Annotated in this window: 14 protein-coding genes and 1 tRNA gene; 5 read left to right on the top strand and 10 right to left on the bottom strand. The window is 47.5% G+C overall.

Annotated features, from left to right (window positions below; translation table 11 throughout):
• Window positions 1-5 precede the first annotated feature (5 nt).
• Together FCL45_RS18880 and FCL45_RS18875 are read left to right on the top strand one after the other, a co-directional pair.
• Window positions 6-1,043, top strand: a complete 1,038-nt coding sequence (locus FCL45_RS18880; protein WP_136797810.1) for an MlaD family protein — start codon at window positions 6-8, stop codon at window positions 1,041-1,043.
• Complete coding sequence (locus tag FCL45_RS18875) at window positions 1,040-1,675, top strand: PqiC family protein (RefSeq protein ID WP_136797811.1); 636 nt, start codon at window positions 1,040-1,042, stop codon at window positions 1,673-1,675. Before FCL45_RS18880 ends, FCL45_RS18875 begins: the two co-directional genes overlap by 4 nt.
• Window positions 1,676-3,702: 2,027 nt before the next feature.
• On the opposite strand, the gene FCL45_RS18870 is transcribed toward FCL45_RS18875, so the two are convergent.
• Window positions 3,703-5,619 carry a hypothetical protein gene (locus FCL45_RS18870; protein WP_176360068.1) on the bottom strand — a complete coding sequence of 639 codons (1,917 nt, stop codon included), beginning with the start codon at window positions 5,617-5,619 and terminating at the stop codon, window positions 3,703-3,705.
• Between the two features lie 489 nt (window positions 5,620-6,108).
• Here FCL45_RS18870 and FCL45_RS18865 point away from each other — a divergent pair, with 489 nt between their 5' ends.
• The 3 genes from FCL45_RS18865 (at window position 6,109) to FCL45_RS18855 (ending at window position 13,557) form a co-directional block, all read left to right on the top strand.
• Window positions 6,109-7,998 (top strand): outer membrane protein assembly factor BamD, encoded by a 1,890-nt coding sequence (locus tag FCL45_RS18865; RefSeq protein ID WP_176360067.1) that lies wholly within the window; start codon window positions 6,109-6,111, stop codon window positions 7,996-7,998.
• A gap of 1,976 nt (window positions 7,999-9,974) precedes the next feature.
• Complete coding sequence (locus FCL45_RS18860) at window positions 9,975-11,993, top strand: COG1470 family protein (protein WP_136799123.1); 2,019 nt, start codon at window positions 9,975-9,977, stop codon at window positions 11,991-11,993.
• 442 nt (window positions 11,994-12,435) lie between these two features.
• Complete coding sequence (locus FCL45_RS18855; protein ID WP_167495866.1) at window positions 12,436-13,557, top strand: ankyrin repeat domain-containing protein; 1,122 nt, start codon at window positions 12,436-12,438, stop codon at window positions 13,555-13,557.
• A 388-nt stretch (window positions 13,558-13,945) separates the two neighbouring features.
• On the opposite strand, the gene FCL45_RS18850 is transcribed toward FCL45_RS18855, so the two are convergent.
• The 9 genes from FCL45_RS18850 to thrS form a co-directional block, all read right to left on the bottom strand.
• Window positions 13,946-14,022 (bottom strand) — tRNA-Pro (locus tag FCL45_RS18850).
• Between the two features lie 67 nt (window positions 14,023-14,089).
• Window positions 14,090-14,470 (bottom strand): MerR family transcriptional regulator, encoded by a 381-nt coding sequence (locus tag FCL45_RS18845; RefSeq protein WP_136799121.1) that lies wholly within the window; start codon window positions 14,468-14,470, stop codon window positions 14,090-14,092.
• 37 nt (window positions 14,471-14,507) lie between these two features.
• Window positions 14,508-14,798, bottom strand: a complete 291-nt coding sequence (locus FCL45_RS18840; protein WP_136799120.1) for an integration host factor subunit alpha — start codon at window positions 14,796-14,798, stop codon at window positions 14,508-14,510.
• Between the two features lie 6 nt (window positions 14,799-14,804).
• The gene (gene pheT / locus FCL45_RS18835) at window positions 14,805-17,246 is read right to left on the bottom strand and encodes a phenylalanine--tRNA ligase subunit beta (RefSeq protein WP_136799119.1); all 2,442 of its coding nucleotides are present in this window, start codon (window positions 17,244-17,246) and stop codon (window positions 14,805-14,807) included.
• A gap of 27 nt (window positions 17,247-17,273) precedes the next feature.
• Window positions 17,274-18,287 carry a phenylalanine--tRNA ligase subunit alpha gene (pheS, locus tag FCL45_RS18830; protein ID WP_136799118.1) on the bottom strand — a complete coding sequence of 338 codons (1,014 nt, stop codon included), beginning with the start codon at window positions 18,285-18,287 and terminating at the stop codon, window positions 17,274-17,276.
• Between the two features lie 101 nt (window positions 18,288-18,388).
• The gene (gene rplT, locus FCL45_RS18825; RefSeq protein ID WP_136799117.1) at window positions 18,389-18,745 is read right to left on the bottom strand and encodes a 50S ribosomal protein L20; all 357 of its coding nucleotides are present in this window, start codon (window positions 18,743-18,745) and stop codon (window positions 18,389-18,391) included.
• Window positions 18,746-18,843: 98 nt separating this feature from the next.
• Window positions 18,844-19,041, bottom strand: coding sequence for a 50S ribosomal protein L35 (gene rpmI / locus FCL45_RS18820; RefSeq protein ID WP_136799116.1), 198 nt, complete (start codon window positions 19,039-19,041; stop codon window positions 18,844-18,846).
• Between the two features lie 151 nt (window positions 19,042-19,192).
• On the bottom strand, window positions 19,193-19,684 hold the full coding sequence (gene infC / locus FCL45_RS18815; RefSeq protein ID WP_228721517.1) for a translation initiation factor IF-3: 492 nt from the start codon (window positions 19,682-19,684) through the stop codon (window positions 19,193-19,195).
• A gap of 176 nt (window positions 19,685-19,860) precedes the next feature.
• Entirely contained in the window at window positions 19,861-21,789 is a 1,929-nt protein-coding gene (gene thrS / locus FCL45_RS18810) for a threonine--tRNA ligase (protein WP_136799114.1), read from the bottom strand.
• Window positions 21,790-21,795 lie beyond the last annotated feature (6 nt).

Genomic DNA, 21,795 nt, shown 5'->3' with positions numbered 1-21,795 from the left:
AGCTGATGGCTAAGCGTGTAAACAGTGCGGTAATAGGTGGTTTTGTTGTTGCGGCGATCGCATTGCTGCTCAGTTCTATTCTTATATTCAGTAGCGGCAATTTCTTTAAGAAAAGATATCAGTTTATTATGTTTTTTGATGATAATGTCGCAGGATTGAATGTGGGTGCACCAGTAAAATTTCGCGGCGTTGAAATCGGCTCGGTGAAATCGATTACCCTGCAGGCCTCAGCTGAGACGCTTCAGGTGGATATTCCGATAATAGTAGAAGTTGATCCGCAAAAGTTCCATACTCAGGGAGGACGAAGGGCAGAGCTGCATGGCAATATCAAGAGATTGATCGAAAAAGGTTTGAGAGCCAGACTTGATATTCAATCATTTGTGACCGGTCAATATTATATCCAAATTGATTTTCTGCCTGATACTGAAGTTCGATTACGTGGGATTGACTCGGAATATACAGAGATTCCGACTGTCAAATCGTCGTTAACCAAATTGAGCGAGACCTTCAGAGATTTACCCATCAAAGATATTGTTGAAAATGTTGAAGAAATTACCAGAATGTTACGAACGGTGATGGAAAAAGAGAATTTTGAGCAACTGGTAAATGGCTTGAGTGAACTACTTGAAAATGTCAACTCTTTGGTAACAGATACAAATCAGTTCGTTGGTGATCTCCAGAAACAGACCGGTACTGTTGGTGGTAAATTGACTGAGGTGCTGAGCGCAGTTGCAAAGGACATAAATAGTATAACAGCAAGCACAAACATGTTGCTTGATAGTCTCAATAGTGAGGTCGGCCCTGTAACAAGCGAGATTCATGCAGCCTTATCTTCAGCCCAGCAGGCTTTCGATGATGCAAGTACAACCCTGGCTACAGCAGAGAAACTGCTTGGAGACTCGGAGGTTCGTTTCAAGCTTGGCAGAGTACTTGACGAAATGGCAGCCGGGGCGAAGTCCATACGCGAACTTGGTGAATATCTGGAAAGACATCCCGAGTCCCTCTTGCAGGGGAAACAAAAATCACGGCGAGGTGGATCATGATGTACTGGCCCAAAAACATCAGTCTGGCCTGCATTCTATCTGTGACGATGCTAACTGGCTGTACCGGTAAAAGTGAACCAACATCCTTTTTTATGCTTAGGTCGATAGATGAAATATCAGATACGATAACGGGTGAAGTTATAGTTGGCAGCGATATCTCCGTCATGGTGGGCCCGGTAACCATTTCCAACTACCTGGACCGCAGCCAGATAATCGGCAGGCAGGAGGGAGTAGAGGTGCTTGTTCACGATTTTGACCATTGGGCGGAACCGTTGGATAAAAATGTAGCACGTGTGCTCATGGCAAACCTGTCAACACTATTGGGTACAGCGAAGGTGTATGATTTTGAGAATTCAATCTCAGCTCATCCGAAGTTTCGGGTGCAGGTGGAGATAGGCAGGTTCGACTTTTCCGCAAATGGAACTGCAGTGTTTGTGGCATATTGGACAATCTATGATGCTAACGGCACACCATTAAGTCGCAATAAAACGGTTATGACAGAAGATGTAACAGGCAGGGGAATGGCAAGCAGGGTGGCTGCGCAAAACAGAGTGGTAACTGACTTCAGCAGGGTAGTTGCCAGGAAATTGGCTGAGTTGAATATTGTTACACTGGCGCAGATTCTGGGCTAAAAGCCTGTTTGCTAATTGTAGACTCCGCAGGCCATTATGGTTCATTCGCAAAAACTACAAAACCTGTGCTGCCTGAAGGGATTAGAAATGCGGGTAAAAACGTTTTTACGGTTTTGAAGGTGACAATTATGACTTGAATTCATCGATAACATGTCTGTACCATTCGGAATGGCATCGAAAAATGTAGTAGCCAATTCTATATAGTAACAATTCTTGCCGGGATGTCCAAGGCGTCATTTTGAGGGTAAACAGGCCTTGGAGCAATAGGCGTCGACCGGGGAATTCATTGTACGGTTTGTGATACACAATGAATGTGCCAGAGAGGTTCATGGGGCGTCTTGTCCTCGTCGAAGAACATTTCATGGTTTTAATTAATCGACATAAAGTGGAAAGCGTAAACAGGTAGCTGGCAAGCAGTTGTCCTGAAGGGAATATCCAAACACCAAGGGGAGAGGGCTGTGGAGAGGTCTTCAGCGTTTGGATTGAAATCACTGGGAGAGGTGTTTTTATTTGTTGGAATTGCATGTGTCTTTTTTCTGATTCCGGCGAATAGATCATGGGGCATTAATGTGGCAGACTTCTTGGAGGTGGCACATCCGGTTACCGAAAAGCAATGTGATTTCTGCCATATTGACCCGGACAATGGGGACTTTGATTTCTATCATGAGAGGATCAGTCGAAAAAATTGCTCCGAATGTCACAATGGGGAAATTGCGGAAGCAAAACACGAACACCATATTCAGTCCAAACCCGACTGTTATCTCTGCCATACGTTTACAGACTGGCACCCGATAAAAGTCGACCACACTGCGATACTTGGTGAATGCTACAGTTGCCATGATGGAGAGATCGCATTCGGGAAAGCTGAGAACCACATACGTACTTCAGATGATTGTGATGCTTGTCATGCGATCAATGACTGGCACCCGATAAAGGTCGACCACAATGGATTGGTGGGCGCATGTAGCAGTTGTCACGATAGGAAGATAGCGATCGGCAAGGGGAAAAACCATATTCCTGCTTCTGATCGGTGTGAAGGTTGTCATGCAGTCAATGACTGGCACCCGATTAAGGTTGACCACTCTTCGGTACGAGGTGCATGCGACGATTGTCATAACGGCAAGACAGCACCCGGAAAGACTGAGAATCATATACGTGTTTCAGGACAGTGCGATGATTGTCATTGGTTCAGAAACTGGAGGTGGACCAAGGTTGACCACTCGTTGGTGGAAGGTGCATGCGGGGATTGCCATAACGGCAAGATAGCGCCTGGAAAGAACTTGAACCATATGATCGCTTCAGAACAGTGTGGGGATTGTCATACTACCGCCAGGTGGAGTATGACGGCAGTAGATCATAATGCTGTTTCAGGTCCATGTGTTGATTGTCATCTTGAAAGGGTCGCCCAACGAAATTCAGTAGTACACCTTCTCGTTTCGAGCCGCTGTGAAAGTTGCCACAACACAATCTCCTGGGATCTGTTTAAAATGGATCATTGGGAGGTGCGCGGGCCGTGCCGTGAGTGTCATGATGATCGTTTAGCTAAAGGAAAACCGGTCAGACATCTCGTCACCGCGGTATCGTGCGACGATTGTCACACAACCAAACGGTGGACTGATATACGAGTAAATCATGCTGCTTTAACTGGTGCATGCATACGTTGCCATGATGGTTACCTGGCAACGGGCAAGCCTGTGACGCACTCCAACGACATGAATAATTGTGGCGACTGCCACTTGACGAGTCCTTGGCGGCGGGTTCGTATGGATCACTCAAGGGTGTCCGGCAATTGTGAGAGTTGTCACAATGGCAGACTGGTTCAAGGGCTACCTGTTTCACATATTACGACAAATAATAATTGTGATGACTGTCATGGTACAAAACAATGGACGCCAGCCAATGTTGATCATTCTGCAGTAACAGGTAGCTGTGGAGGTTGCCATAACGGTAGTAGTGCTCCAGGCAAACCCCTGACACATACAAAGATCAGTAACGATTGTGAAGGTTGCCACAATACAAACCGCTGGTCACCAGCGCATATGGATCACTCTGCTGTAAAGGGAAGTTGTGCAGGATGTCATAATGGTAGCCAGGCCCCAGGCAAACCCCCTTCGCACCCCCCGAGCAGCAATAACTGCGGTGCCTGTCACAGCACCAGCCGCTGGGTTCCAGCCAATGTTGATCATTCCGCCGTAACGGGTGGTTGCGCCGGTTGCCATAACGGTAGCCAGGCTCCGGGCAAGCCAGCTTCCCACATCCCGAGCAGCAATAACTGCGGCGCCTGTCACAGCACCAGCCGCTGGGTTCCAGCCAATGTTGATCATTCCGCCGTAACGGGTGGTTGCGCCGGTTGCCATAACGGTAGCCAGGCTCCGGGCAAGCCAGCTTCGCATATCCCGAGCAGCAATAGCTGCGGTGCCTGTCACAGCACCAGCCGCTGGGTTCCAGCCAATGTTGATCATTCGGCCGTAACGGGTGGTTGCGCCGGTTGCCATAACGGTAGCCAGGCTCCGGGCAAGCCAGCTTCGCATATCCCAAGCAGCAATAATTGCGGCGCCTGTCACAGCACCAGTCGCTGGGCTCCAGCCAATGTTGATCATTCGGCCGTAACGGGTGGTTGCGCCGGTTGCCATAACGGTAGCCAGGCTCCGGGCAAGCCAGCTTCGCATATCCCAAGCAGCAATAACTGCGGCGCCTGTCACAGCACCAGTCGCTGGGCTCCAGCTAACGTCGATCATTCGGCTGTAACGGGGAGTTGTGCCAGTTGCCATAACGGTAGCCAGGCCCCGGGCAAACCCGCCTCGCATATCCCAAGCAGCAATAACTGCGGCGCCTGTCACAGCACCAGTCGCTGGGTGCCAGCCAACGTCGATCATTCGGCCGTAACGGGTGGTTGCGCCAGTTGCCATAACGGTAGCCAGGCCCCGGGTAAACCCGCCTCGCACATCCCGAGCAGCAACAACTGCGGTGCCTGTCATAGCACGAGCCGCTGGGCTCCAGCCAACGTCGATCATTCCGCGGTACTGGGATCGTGTGCCAACTGCCATAACGGCAGTACGGCGGTGGGCAAGTCTGCGGATCACATAAGCAGCAGCAATGGTTGCGATGCCTGTCACAGCACCAGTCGCTGGGTTCCAGCCAACGTCGATCATTCGGCGGTACTGGGATCGTGTGCCAACTGCCATAACGGCAGTACGGCGATGGGCAAGCCTGCGGACCACATAAGCAGCAGCAATACCTGTGATGCCTGTCACAGCACCAGCCGCTGGGTTCCAGCCAACGTCGATCATTCGGCGGTACTGGGATCGTGTGCCAACTGCCATAACGGCAGTACGGCGGTGGGCAAGCCTGCGAATCACATAAGCAGCAGCAATACCTGCGATGCCTGTCACAGCACCAGTCGCTGGGTTCCAGCTAACATCGATCATTCGGCGGTACTGGGATCGTGTGCCAACTGCCATAACGGCAGTACGGCGGTGGGCAAGCCTGCGAATCACATAAGCAGCAGCAATACCTGCGATGCCTGTCACAGCACCAGTCGTTGGGTTCCAGCCAACGTCGATCATTCGGCGGTACTGGGATCGTGTGCCAACTGCCATAACGGCAGTACGGCGGTGGGCAAGCCTGCGGATCACATAAGCAGCAGCAATGGTTGCGATGCCTGTCACAGCACCAGTCGCTGGGTTCCAGCCAACGTGGATCATTCGGAGGTACTGGGATCGTGTGCCAACTGTCATAACGGCAGTACGGCGGTGGGCAAGCCTGCGGACCACATAAGCAGCAGCAATGGTTGCGATGCCTGTCACAGCACCAGTCGCTGGGTTCCAGCTAACGTGGATCATTCGGAGGTACTGGGATCGTGTGCCAACTGCCATAACGGCAGTACTGCGGTGGGCAAGCCTGCGAATCACATAAGCAGCAGCAACAACTGCGATGCCTGTCATACAGTTCGCGGTTGGCAACCGGCAGTGGTCGAACACTCGGAGGTGATTGGGGCATGCGCAAGTTGCCATAATGGCACCACAGCCCAGGGAAAACCGTCAGGTCATTTGCGGAGTAGTGATGATTGTAGTGGGTGTCATACCACTAATGGGTGGATTCCCAGTGATGTTGATCACGATTATGTTCTCGGTTCATGCATTTCATGCCATACCGCAACTGGTCCCGGGGGGATGCCTGCTGATCATCCGGGTACAAACAATCAGTGTAGCAAATGTCATAAAATGTAATCACTTAGCAGAAAAATATTTCGAGGGAAAACAGTGATAACAACCAGAGAAAGGCTGATTGTGTGCGTTTTCATATTCTTCTGGGCCGTGGCATTTTCAGTGAAAAGTTCACTGGCGAAAGAGTCTGTCATTGATGATGTCAGGATCAGCAGGGAGGCAGGTAATCTTGTTATTCACATACATTTGACCTTTCCAATGAGATATGTGAGTACCACTCCCATTTCTGAAGGAGATGAAATTTTTATTCGCCTCGCTCCTGTTTCCAGCGCAACTATTGCAGATTTTGTGAGCTTAAACAGCGAATCAAGGATCGTCCCTTTCAGGAATATCAGGGTTCAATATACTGGGACTAAGGGTGGTGAACCGTATTTGCAGGTATCTTTTCAAGATGAATCACGTTTCGAGGTAAGGCAGGGAAATGATTATCGTTCGGTTGAGGTCGTGTTGCTAAAGCGCACTGCCCATCATGATCCAGTGAATCATTATGATATACCACTGAATGAGGCACAAGAAATATTGCTCACAGCAGTGGAAAGCGAGAATAAAGGCGAGTTGGGGAAAGCCATTCAACTCTATACAAAGCTGACTGAGAGGGCAACTGATCCTGGCATTAGGGAGGATGCACAGGAGCATCTCGCTGATGCGCGTTTCAACAATAAACAGTATGCCCATGCCAAAGCGGAGTATCAACGGTATCTTCAGCTCTATCCTGAAGGGGATAATAGAGAAGGGGTGCAAAGAAAACTCAATGTGATCCTGGATGGTTGGCATGATCAAGGTCTGTATGCTGCTAGCCTGGCTGAGCACTGGAGTAATCAGTTCTATGGAGAAATGTCCCAATTTCTGGAACAGGAAGGATACAAATTTGAAGATGAAGATTTTGAACATGATGTATCCCTTGTGACCACTGATGCTAATCTTAGATATCTTGCCGAGAATCCGGTTTATGTGTTTAGGGGAGTGATCGATTCAGGCTATGAATTGACTTTGAACAATGATGGGGAGGACCGGGGAAGAGTCAGTTCGTTGTATTTGGAAGGAGAGGCCAAAACGGGATATGGCAGGGCGAGAGTGGGGCGAAGTTATGCCAACAAGGGAGGTGTCTATGGGAGGTATGACGGTGGTGAGTTATCACTACCGATGGGGGCGGAATATACCTTGAATCTCATCGGTGGATTCCCTGTGATCTCCTCTTATGAAGAGATAGACACCGATACCATATTCTATGGGGTGAACCTGGATTACCAGCTTTGGGAGGGGAGGTGGGAGTTTAACACCTTTTACCTCTATCAGGAGGCCGATGGTGTAACAGATCGGGAAGGGGTAGGGGGAGAGACACGGTATATTGATCAGGTAAAGACATTTTTACTTCTAGCCGATTACGATCTGCATCACAGGGAATTGAGCCTGGCTCTCTTCACTGCAAATTTCAACTTCAACAAGGACACCACAGTCAGTGTTTCTGGAGAATACAGACAAAGTCCTTTTCTAACCACACGTAACGCATTGATTGGCCAGGATGTATACGGTCTCGATGAATTGCTTGTGCAATACAATGAGGAGGAGATCCTTCAGTTTGCGAAGGATCGGAGTGTCGACAGCACCTCAGCTCATCTGGGTCTCTACCATATCATAAACGATTCGTATCAGATAGGATTTGACGTGGCCTGGTCAAATCTCGGGGATTCAGAAACGTCTGGAGGTGTGGAGGGATTTGAAGGTACAGATGACGAGCTGTATTACCTTGTACAAGTCACCGGAGTAGGACTCCTTTTTGCCGATGACATCTGGACAGCAAAACTGAATTACAGCGATACAACCTACTGTGATGCCTATGCCTCTCAGCTGTACAGTCGATTCAGGATGGGTGACAAGCTGCTGTTTGCTCCCGGATTAGACCTAAAATACCAAAAGTATAAGAAGGAAAATCCGGAGACGTTTGAGGTTGGACCCGAATTGCGGCTCGAATACAGGCTAACAAACAGAGTTACCCTGGAATTTGAAGGAGGCTATTGGTGGTTGTTCAGAAATGGTGATATTGATGAACAGAGTGACGAATATTACATCTATTTAGGGTATTACCTGAGTATTTAAATGATGGAAGGTGTACCGGGCGCCAAGCTCCCGGACAACGAGCTGTTTGTAATGTATTGTAAGATTTAAAGCTAAATTGAGCTTTGCCTCAACCATCCACACGTTTTTTCCACGAGAGTGATGCATTCCAAGTGCGTAATTTCGTACACTCACCAAACGCAGGCAGGAAGAACAACCGATCGTCATGGCTCCAGGGAAGGAGTTGGGTTACAGCGGTAGGGGTACAGCTGATTAATCTACCACTGAGAATTCATCTTCTTGGCTGTTATTCTGGCACTTCTGACCAGTTGAAGAAATAAAAAACCTTCTCGAGGCGTCTCTACATTGCAGGGTTGGTATTGGAGAATTATGAAAAGTTAGAAATGTCACATGGGGAGTCCCTCTCAATAAATATCAAAACGAGGGTAAAGTTGAAAGAATAACAAAGAAATAGAAGATATATGGATTGGGTAACCTGGATTAATGTGGGATGTGGCTGTTGCAAATCAATCGATCTGGTCCTCACATCCCAGTTGAAGCATTTTATTATAACTTGGTGAAAAAGTCCTATTCAGGTGTCTGTCAGTCGATGAACTATTCGTCTCATTAAAGAAGGCTAGATTTTGAAAATATTGTAAATTGTTCCGGGCGTAAATAAAGAGATAAGTGATGTGAATGTGATAAGTTAAATGTTGAAATACTACGTTGTAATGGCGAGTTGTTTAAAATTTTTTAAGAGATTGTTTTGACAAAATATTGCAGAAAAATATACCATTAAAGCATGAATTAATCGTCAATTAAACCGAGAAATATAGTTGGAAATAATTGCTTGAGCCAAATGTTTAATCACCACCATGTGGTAAAGTATGGCAAAGTCAACTCCGTCGTTGTGGCACTCCTATAGGTTGAAAAATACTGGGGAATAAATTGTCAGATTATTGGGTTTGAAGGATTGTTTTTTATATAAAGCAGTTATTCACCCTTGGTCTTTATTGTTAAAGAGTACGGTGATTGTCGGCATAATTGCTGGCTACGTACTTTGACTCCGGGAAATAGCATCTTCAAACTCTCATTTATGTTGGGTAATCAGATTGTACCTTACAACTATAAAAATAAAGGTGTGACAATCGCCACACCCTCCGGCGGTGTAATTGTTAAGGCCTAGTAATCGAATATGTATCCTAACGGCAAAAAGAGCACCAGACACCACACTGAAGCACCTTGCGTCAAGAAGATGGAACAGCTGACTGCCATTTACACCTACTGGAAGCTGCATGAAGCATGTGGCTGTAACACAGAGAAGCAGAACCCAACCGGACGGAGCCTGCCTGTCACTTTGATGCAGTGTGAGTGATTTTGGTAGTGCCTGCTGTCTCAGGTCTCATGGAAGATGTTTGGGAAAGCAGTGACAGAACGTTGGGCTAAAAAGATGGCCTGCACTTTATCGGCATGGGGTTAAATTATGGAAAAATAATGAATTTTGGAATGCTTTCGAGTGGTGGACCTGGCCTATGGGAAATACTTCAGGTGCTGTAACCCTTGTCATATGGTGCTTTATACACGTCAAAATAATAATCTAATTTCATTGACGTATAATTTGCGGCAACGTTACAGCGAACAAATTTCAGGAATTTATAATTTTGACATATTTATATTAATCATTTGACCAGTAGTCTGATAATTCTATCGTGCGAGAATATGCGAATGAAGGAACTGTACTAAACACATAATAGCATGATGAATAGAGGTCATGCTCGTTTTCGTATTTTGAAAAGGTTTTTGGGACAAACATATCAATGTTATTGTCGGAGGCCAGATCGCGACTGATATTCTCTTAAATATGGCTTGAGAATGAGTATGTTAAAGTTCCTTTAATAAGGCCACCGGGGGGGATGGAAGTCTCCGGTGGCCAGTGTAAAAAATGCTATGAGTTTAAATATGAAGGTTTGCAAAGTTTTAATTTGATAAAAATTGTCTGATGGCGGGGGGGAATAACCATGAAGCAATCTTTTTTGAAAAAGCGTGCCCATGTTAATATCATTCTGTTCAATGCCGTATTGGTTCTGCCGGGTGTGCTATTTTTGGCAGTGCCGAGCAATTCTGAAGCAGAGATTGTAACACACTCTGTAAAACATGTATTCTCCATGGATAACGTACAAGGCGGTTTTGGAGGATCTACATATTTGCAGGACCCCACGATCATATGTGGAATTACCAATAGCTGTCCATCAGAGGCACAGCCATTTGAAGATTCGGGAACAACGCTCTATCCTGTCGATAGTGAATTCGGCTATTATTACGCTGACTTTGTTGGTGGGGCACAAAAAGAAAGAGATGATGATTACGCCGAAGGCTGGGTTGGGGACGTTGTCTCGAATGGAGAGGTTGTAGGGCTGATGGTATCAAATGCAAAAACTGACACGTTTAAGGTTAAAGCGCAGTTTGGCACCTGGTGTGCAGGCCTTGGGGGTAACATGATAAAATGTTCAACTGAACATTTTACCGTACTTGAGCACATAAAATCGTGCTACGAAACGATACCGTATAAATATGCAGATCCCGAGACCGGTGAGCAAAGTCCACTCTATAATCCGGCGACCGGTGAACCTATGCTTGATGGTTCCACCTGTGAAGAAGGTGTGCTGGATAATAACTTATATCTGGTAGAAGAGGGCATTATCACAACAACACCGCTTACCATGGGAGATGACGGCTATCCCGACCTGATACCGAACGAGTCTGATGTTCGTAAAGATATTGCGGTAAGCAGAGATTACTCCATCACTAAAAAAGATGATGGCAAGCCACTTTATCGTTTCGGTAGCATGGTTAAACGGCCGAATGATATACGGTTGTATGCACGCCTGCAATTGCCTCAGGAGTGGAAAGACAATCCAAATACCAATTACCAGGTGATCCGGGCTGAATTGCATATTGAACACCTGATAACAAACAATCCAAACGATCAGGTACGGCCGGAAGATATGGAAAATGAAGGTGCAACCGGTCGAATGCCTGGATACGAACTCGCTGGTGATCGATGGATTTCAACCAGGGACTGTTATGAGGGCGATGGCGATTTTATCGGTCAAGGTACAGTTTTCAAAAATCCGGCCTTTGCTGCCAAACTTGGTGAAAAGGAAACCGATCCGGTACCATATTCAGAGGATTTGCTCGAAGGTTTTACCAATGCCTGGTACACAACCACCGATCGTGATCCATTTGGGGATTATTTTGTTGATGGCAATTATGTAAGCGGCCCGCGCTGGCGTTTGAAGGCAAATAAATTTGGTCAGGACCTTCCAGGCCTTGAAATGCCTTCTATTGATTGCCTCCCAACCCCTTATACATCACAATACGTTAAGTATAAAGTAGGTGATACAACGACGACAGTACTCGATTTGCTTGACTTTGAAGGTGAGAATTCACCGCTACTCTGGAGTCAGGGATGGACAAGTCCTAACGGTGTCAATGAGTTGGCCTATAATGATGATGGGAGTGTGAAAACAGACGCTGATGGCAATCAACTTACTGTTAACGGCCTGCCTTTGACTGAAGATTTCGACCTTGCAGTGTATATAAAAGGTGATCGAAAGCCCACGGCAATCTACAACGCCACTCTATTTATTGAGTATGAGGGGGAAGGGCCCGGTACTGAACCACCGGCAGGGGAGGAGGAATATGATCTGGCCCTGGATAGTTTCAAGGTACCAAGAAGAGCCCTTGGGGGGACTACTAAAAATTTATCAGTTTACATAACGAATAATGGGCCTGATGTAGCCGAGGGAACTCTCGTGCTGGAGGCGAACCTGACCAGCCTTGACACAATTGATGAGACAATATCCAGGACAATTGCGCCGATTGCACCAGGCGAAACTGTTAAAATTAAAGTGCCTTGGGAGGTACCATTTTATGACAATGAATCTATTAGCTGGACTGCTACCATTAATGCAGAGGGCGATATAAATACGACAAATAATAGTGGTACAGGCACGTCTCTCGTACGGATGCCTTAGTAGTTGGTCCGCGGAATCGCTTTCTTCATTGAAAACTCCAACAAGTCGGATCAGCTTTATCCAGAACTTCTCATGACCTTTTTAAATTGAATCTCAAATGGTTGCTACACTGAACTGTTTGAATTGTTATAAAATCAGAGCGCTTTTCGTTTCAAGTCAAAAAAGGTCACCCTGCGGGTGAAGAGATTTTCCGCAGAGCCTTCGTTATAGGCCATGAGTGGTAACTCTCTACAGCTCCACGGCCTGGGCTTCTATCTGCGAAAGACTTTCTTGATGAGAAATTCGGGTTAGAGGTGGTTCGGCTTGTACGTTTGAGCAACCACAAAGAGGCTGATAAATGTTGCGACTCAGATATCTAGCTTTAGTGCTCAGTATCTTACTCTGTAACGTACCTTACGTTGAATGTTCTGCAAGCGATTCTGCTGGATGGGATAAGCAACCATTGAAGCAATACCGTGCTGCACCGGAGAGGCTGCGTCAGAATGATGCCGAGCGGGAATATTCGCAATTTTTTCTCGCAGCGAGCCGTGGTGAGAGTAAGCAGCTGAAAAATATGCTTGCAGAGGGGCAGAATGTCCATGCCAGAAATAGCTTCAGGCAAACGGCTCTTATGCTTGCAGCCAAATATGATAATAAGGAGTGCCTGCTTTTGTTGTTAGCCAAAGGCGCTGACCCTGACGCACAGGATGAAGATGGGAGAACAGCACTTATCTTCGCATCCCAGCACGGAAACGCAGAAATAGCAGAATTACTGATCAACCGAGGAGCAGATCTTGGTCTGAAGGATAGCCTTGGACGCAATGCGCCATTCTGGGCAGCCAGCAGGGGGCAGGAGGAGGTCCTGAGAGTTTTGCTTGAGCACGATTTTGCAGTTAATGAGGTAGACGATTCGGGTTTAACACCTCTGCTGATTTCTTTAGGAAGCGGTGACAGCAAGACAATCAAGCTACTCATAGACAACCATGCAGATATTAGGAAAAAATTACCTCAAAGCGGTGACACAGTAGTTCTTTTAGCAACGAAGTTTGGTTATGACGATATTGTCAGGCTCTTAGTGGGAATGAATGTAGACATTAATGAAGGTAATGCAGGAAATGTGACTCCTTTGATGGCAGCTACAGCGCTGGGCCATATCGAAATGGTAACGTTTCTGATGAAACATGGTGCGAAGATAAACCAGCAGAGTACAACCGGATGGTCTGCTCTCACCTATGCGGTTGGCAACGAACATTATGAGCTCATAAAATTATTGATACAAGGCGGGGCTGAAGTTGATATGGCTGACTCGCAAGGGATAACACCACTGATCCTTGCCGCGTTACGAGGAGATTTTCGCTCAGTCAGCATTTTGCTTCAACGTGGAGCAGACATTGATAAAATGGATGCCACTGGCTTTACCGCCCTTATGGCTGCAGCCTCCAAAGGCCATAATGACATAGTAGTTCATCTACTGAAAAATAAGGCTCAGAAGGAAATGACGGATAGAAAGGGGCGGTCGGCAATAGACTGGGCAATGAAGAGTAATCACAGCAATACAGCCATGATCATCAGAAGGTACAGATAAAATAGATGGACACGAGAGAATTGAGCAGGACATCTGCGCATTAACTGCAGTTCTGCATGTGAAAAGCTCATTTCAAGTTATGGGGCAACGCGACTAATACTATACTTCCAGGCCCACTCGCAATCCTTCGGCGGTCATCCTCGGGTATGTCCTGAGGTGTAAGGGAAATCTGCTCTCAACCATACACTGATCTGATGAACCATAAGCAGAGTCGTATTCGAAACTGCTGACAACCTGAATTGAGAATGAAGGAACCATCCCCTTTCTTTAGTGTAGACCCATCTTTGATTGCACTAACGTGTTTACAGTTCGGATGTGACTGAGAGTTGAAATCGAGAATATACAAAAAAAGGGTTCAGCCAATAGTGGCTGAACCCTTTGCAATTCGTGGTCGGGATGATAGGATTTGAACCTACGACCCCCTGTCCCCCAGACAGATGCGCTACCAGGCTGCGCTACATCCCGACCTGTGATGCTTATGTACCATTAGTTGATTTTAGTGTCAACAAAAGCTGAACAAAACCTTAATGGATTATCTATTTTTATCGATGAACTGCTGCAGCTGGTGCAATTCACTTTTAATAGAGTCAAGAACCTCGTTGATTTCTGAAACCTTTGTAGGGTCTTGAGCATGTTGTTGCTGAACAGCCAGGCTTTCAGTAATCTCCTGGTTGCTCTCGATGAGTTGCCTGGCCCCAGCTATTGTGTAGCGGTGATCATGGAGCAACATTTTAATAGTCAGTATGAGTTCCACGTCCTCCCTGCTATACAACCTCTGTTTGGAGTTTGCACGTTTAGGAGTGATTTCTTTAAATTCGGTCTCCCAATATCGAAGAACGTGGGTTGGCACTTTGGCCAGCTTCGAAACTTCGCCAATTTTAAAGTAGAGCTTGTCTGGGATGTTGAATTTCATAGAACCAGCGAACTCCTTATTGGCGAGCGACTGAGATCTAGACGTTAATCTGCTCTCTCAGCTTCTTGCTCGGTCTGAAGCTAACGGTCTGCCTCTTCTTAATCGTGATAGACTCACCGGTACGCGGGTTGCGTCCCCGACGTGGAGCCTTGTCACGAACTGTAAAAGTGCCGAAGTGAACCAGTTTAATGGTTTCGCCTGTCAGCAGAGCATCTTTCATAGTATCGAGAAAGCTGTCTACTATTTCAGCACAGCTGCTCTGTGGATAGCCGAGCTGATTAGCAATCGCCTCGGCCAGGTCTTTACGTGTTAAATTACTGCTGTTCATATATCCTCATGCATCTCGAAAACTGCCACCGAAAGTATCGGTAAGCAACTTTACAACTTTTCCGTGGGCTTTTTCCACATTTTTCTCAGTAAGTGTCTTGGTTGCCGATCGGTAGGTAATGGAAACCGCCACACTTTTAAATCCTTTCTCGATCTTGTCGCCCTGAAAAACATCAAAAATTTCAGCTGACTCGATCAGTTTCTCTCTGGTTTCGTGTACCTTCGCGAGTAACTCACCGGCGGAAACGGTAACCGGAACCACAAGCGCAATGTCACGCTTGACGGACGGGTAGACCGGCAGTGGGTTGAATTCGCGAGGTGAACTCTGAAGTTCACAGATGCTGTCGAAATTCAATTCGAAGTAATACACATCGTGTTTGATTCCGAAGCTGCGAAGAACATCAGGCAGAACCTTTCCAATGGAACCAAGCAGAGTTCCACCAGCAAAAACCAGAAGAGCATAGTCCGAGTCGCAAAATTTTTCCACCCCTTCTTCAACAGGATGGACAAATTCTATAGGAAAATTTTTATTGTCGGTTAAACGCATCTCTTCAAGCAGATACTCGACAGCACCTTTAGCATCAAGAATATCAACGTTTTCGGCTGGAAAGTGAAGCGGAGAAGACTCCCCATTTCTATTGCCGCTGATCGTACCGGCAATATGACTTGTCTCGACAGGTTGAGCGTTTTTCTCGGTTGGCTGGAAGACTTTGCCGATCTCAAACAGTTTTACCGCAGTTTTCTGGAAGCTGATGTTCCGTCGAACATTCTCAAGGAGCCCTGGCAAGAGCATGGAACGCATAACAGCCTGATCTTCAGTGAGCGGATTAAGCAGGCGCACATATTGACGTCGTACATCATCTTCTGCCAGCATCAGCATGTCGCTGTGCTTCTCGGTGGTGAAACTGTAGTTGATCGCTTCGCTGAAACCGATTGACAGCAGCATGTTGGTTGCGTCTGCGCGTTTAAAGCGTTTTTCGTCCTGCTCAGGGTAGCTGAGAGACGCTTGAGGCAGGGTAGTCGGGATATTGTTGTAGCCGTAAAGGCGGGCAACTTCCTCGACCAGATCTGCTTCCCGCTCGATATCAACACGAAAAGTAGGGCAAAGTACCCAGATGGTATCGTCATCTTTCGGTTTGCATTGAAAACCGATGGACTCGAGCAGATCAGCAATTTTCCCGTAATCGAGTTCTATACCGAGAAGCTGCGCAGTTCTGGATATTTTCAGGGTCTGGGAGTTCAGCGGCTTTCGACCGCCAAATACGTCGACTCCGGACTCTTCTGCAACTCCTCCCGCGAGTTCAACGAGCAGATCGGTGGCGCGGTTCAGGGCGTTGATTGTGCCACCCGGATCTACACCACGCTCAAAACGATATGATGCATCAGTGGAAAGATTTACCTTACGAGCGGTTTTACGGATTGATACCGCATTGAAGCAGGCACTTTCGAGCAGGACGTTGACGGTCTGATCGGAAACTTCTGAGTTGAGCCCGCCCATAACACCGGCGAGTGCCACAGGTCTGTCACCGTCGCAAATCAGCAGTGTGTCCTGATCAATTTTTCTTTCGGTGTTATCCAGGGTGGTAAAGGTCTCTTCACCTTTTCGGGGAGTACGGACCATGATTTTCCCACCGGCAAGCCTGTCAAAATCAAAGGCATGCAATGGCTGGCCATATTCCATCATCACAAAGTTGGTTATATCAACCACATTGTTGATCGGACGCAGGCCAACGGCGAGGAGCCGTTTACGGAGCCACCATGGGGATGGGCCGATTTTTACACCCTTAATAAGACGTGCGGCATAGCGGGGACACAGTTCCGTGGATTCAACATCAACACTGAATTCCCTGCTGGTGCTATCGACCTTGGCATCTGCAACTGGCAGTTCGAGCGGCTTGCGGACAATACCAGCAACTTCGCGGGCAACACCGATGACAGAGGCACAGTCAGGGCGGTTCGGAGTCAGGTCTACTTCGATCATGGTGTCGGCAAGACCCATGGCCTCAACAAAAGACTCTCCGTGGGCAACATCTTCGGGCAATTCCATGATGCCGTTGTGATCCTCACTCAAGCCAAGCTCACGCTCAGAGCAGATCATACCGGCAGAGGCAACACCACGAACCTTGGCCTTTTTAATTTTAAAATTGCCAGGCAGGGTGACACCGGGCAGGGCAACAACAACGTTAAGCCCGGCGCGTGCATTGGGCGCACCACAGACAATCTGGTGAACCTCATCTCCGATTTGTACTTCACAAACCTGAAGCTTGTCTGCATCCGGGTGTTTTTCCGCAGTCAGGATATGGCCGGTCTTCAGTGGAGCGAGATCCTGGTAGAGCTGCTCTACAGAATCAACCTCTAGACCGAGCATGGTGAGGTGATCGGCGAGCTGTTCATTAGACAGCTCGTCTGTATCTACATAATTTTGCAACCAGTCACGAGTGAACTTCATAGCGGTATAGTCGTATTATAGGAGCGATTAGAACTGGGAAAGAAAACGGAGATCGTTCTCGTAGAAAAGCCTGATGTCGTCGATACCATATTTGAGCATAGCGATACGCTCGATACCGAGTCCGAAGGCAAATCCGCTGTAGACCTCTGGATCGTAACCGACCATCTTGAAAACTTCCGGATCTATCATGCCGGAGCCGAGGATTTCGAGCCAGCCGGTTTTCTTACAGACACGGCAGCCCTTACCTTCACAAATAACACAGGCTATATCTACTTCAGCGCTGGGTTCGGTAAAAGGGAAAAAGCTGGGGCGGAATCTGAGTGCCAGTTTTTTGCCGAACATCTTTTCAGTGAAAACGGTGAGCACACCCTTGAGGTCAGCAAAGGAGACATTTTTGTCTACCAGGAAGCCCTCGAGTTGATGGAACATCGGGGTGTGGGTAATATCGGAATCACAGCGGTAGACCTTGCCAGGAGCGATAACGCGCAGAGGCGGCTCCTGAACCTCCATAATGCGTGCCTGCATAGGAGAGGTGTGGGTGCGCAGAAGGATAGAGTCACTGACATAAAAGGTGTCGTGCATATCCCGGGCAGGGTGATGTGCTGGAATATTGAGTGCTTCGAAATTGTAATAATCCTGTTCTACGTCCGGGCCTTCAGCGACTGAAAAACCAAGGTTTTCGAAAATAGCGCAAGCTTCAGTCATTACCCTGGTAACCGGGTGGAGCCGGCCAGTCTGTGGTCTGCGACCTGGAAGGGTGAGATCTGGTTTAGTTAAATCCGCGCTGCTGAGAGACGCACCCTGGAGGGTCGTTTTTTTCTTTTCGAAAAGCTCTTCAAGATCGGATTTAAAAGAGTTGGCAAGCTGGCCGAGGCGTGGTCTGTCTTCCTTGGGCACTGTGCCAAGCTGGCGCATGATTGAGGTGAACTGACCTTTGCGGCCAAGATAGTGAATGCGAAATTCTTCGAGTTGAGAGGTTTCGGATAACGCTTCGAGACGTGCTTTGGCTTCATCAGCCAGGCTTTGGAGTTCCTGTTCCATAATAAACGAGAAAGTCTAGTGCTCAAGGAAACAGCATGCCGGTCAATGGTGTAAAACCATTACCGGCATGCATAGAAAATAAAGCGTGTGTGGAGAAAGGGTTACGCGTTCGCTTCTTTGGCTACCTGAACAACCTTAGCGAAAGCGTTGGCATCGAGAATTGCCATATTTGCGAGAACCTTTCTGTCCAACTCGACCCCGGCCTTTTTAAGGCCGCCCATAAGTTGGCTGTAGCTCATATCGTTCATACGTGCACCGGCATTGATACGTGCGATCCAGAGACGACGAAAATCTCTCTTCTTGGTGCGTCTGTCACGATATGCATAGCTGAGAGCGCGATCAACAGCTTCAGTGGCGGTGCGATAAAGGCGGGAACGTCCACCTCTAAAACCTTTTGCAAGTTTGAGAACTCTATTTCTTCTTCTACGTGCCTTAAAACCTCGAGTAACGCGTGGCATTATATAACTCCTTATTCTCGGACTTCTCTCGTGCCGAGTTACGATTTAGTGAGCTGGACTGTCTGCTTTAAGACAGACCGTTTTCGCACACCGGATTATTACATGTATGGAAGAATCCGCAGGATGGACTTGTGATCCGCAGCAGAAACTGTTTCGATCTGTCTCAGACCGCGCTTACGTTTTGTGGACTTCTTGGTCAGGATGTGGCTGGTATAAGCTTTGCCACGCTTGATCTTTCCTGATCCGGTCTTTTTGAAACGCTTCGCAGCGCCTCTGTTTGTTTTCATTTTTGGCATGATATTACTCCTTTGCGCTCGGTATACGTTGCTTTAGGAATGGCCGGCGCATTCAGAGGAAAAGCGAATACGTAAACCGTTCTCTAGCGTTTTTCAATTGACACAATGGTGAGTTCCAACGGGATGGGACGAAACTCAAAAAAAATATCGATTACTTGGGCCCGACAAACATTACCAACTGACGGCCTTCCATTTTGGGAGGCTGCAGGATGATAGCGTCTTCCTGAAGGGCTTCGGCAATTTTGTTCATCGCTTCGAGACCAATGGATTGTGAATAAACAATCTCACGACCTCTGAAACGCATAGTAATCTTGACCTTGTTTTTCTGCCCGAGAAATTTTTTAATATTCTTGATCTTAAAATTCAGATCGTGTTCTTCAGTTTTCGGGCGGAATTTTATTTCCTTGGTCTCGACAATAGACTGCTTTTTCTTTGCTTCCTGCGTCTTTTTCTTCTGCTCGTAGCGGAACTTGTCATAGTTCATGATACGGCACACAGGCGGATCAGCATTAGCAGAAACTTCTACCAGATCAAGCCCTTCGCCATATGCTTTCTCTTTGGCTTCATCAGTGGAAACGACTCCCAGCTGGGCTCCGTCACTGCCTATGAGTCTGACGTTCGGGTGACGAATATTGTCGTTGATAACCGCCTTAACTTCACGTTGTGCCGGTGCGTGCCTTCCTCTTCTGTTAATAACTGTACCTCCTCGATCTACGAGCTTGAAAAATCTTGATTATACCAGTTTGGCAAAAAAAACGATTGATAATAGCGTATTTTTGTCATTCGGTACACGATAAAATATATCTTTTTTAAATAAAATCAGATTCCGCGACCTTCGGCAACCTCTGTCGCCACCTTCTGGGCAAATTCAGAGATCGGCATAGCCGGAAGATTTTTACCATCACGCAGTCTCACTGTGACTGTACCATCTTCTTTCTCTTTGTCACCGACTATAAGCATGTACGGAATTTTAGCGAGTTGTGCTTCCCTGATTTTATAGTTCAATTTTTCATTGCGCAAATCTTTTTCAATTCTGACACCGGCTTTTCTGAGCTGCTTATAAACCTCTTCGCAGTAGTCGGCCTGATCATCAGTAATGTTCAGAATTCGCGCTTGAACAGGTGCAAACCAGAGAGGAAACACACCTGCGTAATGCTCGATGAGTACACCGATAAAGCGCTCAAGAGAGCCCATGAGTGCGCGGTGAATCATGATCGGCTGATGTTCGGCGTTATCTGCGCCGACATAGGTCATCTTGAACCGTTCCGGCAGGTTGAAGTCAACCTGAATGGTGGAGCACTGCCATGAGCGACCAAGCTGATCCTTGATCTTTATATCAATTTTCGGCCCGTAAAATACACCTTCACCAGGATCGACCTCGTAACTGAGACCTTTCTTTTCAAGGGCAAGTTTTAAGGCGGTGGTAGCAGCATCCCAGTTCTCGTCGGTACCGACGGATTTCTCCGGACGGGTGGAGAGGTAGATGTCGTAATCTGCAAAACCGAAATTTTTCAGAATATGCAGATTTAGCTCAAGGATGTTGAAAATTTCGTCCTCAAGTTGATCAGGGCGGCAGAATATGTGAGCATCATCCTGGGTGAAACCACGAACCCGAAGCAGGCCGTGCAGGGCACCGGCACGCTCATAGCGGTAAACTGTACCAAGCTCACACCAGCGGATCGGGAACTCACGGTAGCTGCGCTTGTTGCTCTGGTACACACCGACATGGAATGGACAGTTCATCGGCTTGAGCTGGTAGCTCACCTCGTCGATGTCCATGGCAGAGTACATATTCTCACCGTAGAAATCGAGATGTCCGGATGTCTTCCAGAGATCCTGGCGGGCGATGTGCGGGGTATAGAGCAGCTCGTAATCGTGCTGATAATGCTCATCCTTCCAGTAATCCTCTATCAGACGTCTGAGCTGTGCACCCTTTGGCTGCCAGAGAATAAGGCCCGGGCCGATCTGGTCTTCAGTGGTGAACAGCTGGAGGTCTTTACCAACTCGACGATGGTCGCGTTTCTTGGCTTCTTCGAGAGCGTTCAGGTGTTTTTTGAGTGCCTTGGCATCGTAGAAGGCGGTGCCGTAAATTCTCTGCAGCACATCGTTCTTCTCGTCACCACGCCAGTATGCACCGGCAACGCGGAGAAGCTTGAACGCTTTGATGAATGAAGTGTTCGGTACATGTGGTCCGCGACAGAGATCTTTGAAGCCGCCGACAGTATACAGGCTTATGCTTTCACTACCAAGATCACGGATCAGTTCAACTTTATATTTTTCGCCTTCAGCTTCAAATTTGGCGATGGCCTCTTCGGCGCTCACTTCCACACGCTCAAACGGAAGATTCTGGTTGGCGATCTCAGTCATGCGTGCTTCGATCTTGTCGAAGTCTTCAGGGCTGAAACCCTCGCTGTACTGAAAATCGTAATAGAAACCGTTGTCGATGGAAGGACCGATGGCGACTTTGACGTCATCTCCAAAAAGGTCGCGGACAGCGTGGGCCATAATGTGCGCGGTGGAGTGGCGCAGTACCTCAAGGCCCTCATCCGTTCCGGTCTGGACGAGCGTGAGAAGAGTATCCTCAGTCAGTGGAGTGCTGAGATCGACAACGCCTTCGCCGGTGTTCACCGCGAGAGTTTTTTTGCGTTGCTTATTAGACAGGAGTTGTGAGAGTGCGTCCTGAACGGTTGTGCCCGCAGGAACAGAGATAGATTCACCGTCTTTGATTGAAACAGCGATGTCTGACATTGTTTT

Source organism: Desulfosediminicola ganghwensis (assembly GCF_005116675.2).
GTDB classification, from domain to species: domain Bacteria; phylum Desulfobacterota; class Desulfobulbia; order Desulfobulbales; family Desulfocapsaceae; genus Desulfopila; species Desulfopila ganghwensis.
This window is presented reverse-complemented; position numbering and strand designations above follow the sequence as displayed.

Coding starts and splice junctions, on each gene's coding strand:
- thrS (WP_136799114.1), bottom strand. CDS start 21,789: ATGTCAGACATCGCTGTTTCAATCAAAGACGGTGAATCTATCTCTGTT.
- FCL45_RS18840 (WP_136799120.1), bottom strand. CDS start 14,798: ATGAACAGCAGTAATTTAACACGTAAAGACCTGGCCGAGGCGATTGCT.
- FCL45_RS18845 (WP_136799121.1), bottom strand. CDS start 14,470: ATGAAATTCAACATCCCAGACAAGCTCTACTTTAAAATTGGCGAAGTT.
- rplT (WP_136799117.1), bottom strand. CDS start 18,745: ATGCCACGCGTTACTCGAGGTTTTAAGGCACGTAGAAGAAGAAATAGA.
- FCL45_RS18875 (WP_136797811.1), top strand. CDS start 1,040: ATGATGTACTGGCCCAAAAACATCAGTCTGGCCTGCATTCTATCTGTG.
- pheS (WP_136799118.1), bottom strand. CDS start 18,287: ATGGAACAGGAACTCCAAAGCCTGGCTGATGAAGCCAAAGCACGTCTC.
- pheT (WP_136799119.1), bottom strand. CDS start 17,246: ATGAAGTTCACTCGTGACTGGTTGCAAAATTATGTAGATACAGACGAG.
- FCL45_RS18860 (WP_136799123.1), top strand. CDS start 9,975: ATGAAGCAATCTTTTTTGAAAAAGCGTGCCCATGTTAATATCATTCTG.
- FCL45_RS18870 (WP_176360068.1), bottom strand. CDS start 5,619: ATGACAGGCATCGCAGTTGTTGCTGCTGCTTATGTGATTCGCAGGCTT.
- rpmI (WP_136799116.1), bottom strand. CDS start 19,041: ATGCCAAAAATGAAAACAAACAGAGGCGCTGCGAAGCGTTTCAAAAAG.
- FCL45_RS18880 (WP_136797810.1), top strand. CDS start 6: ATGGCTAAGCGTGTAAACAGTGCGGTAATAGGTGGTTTTGTTGTTGCG.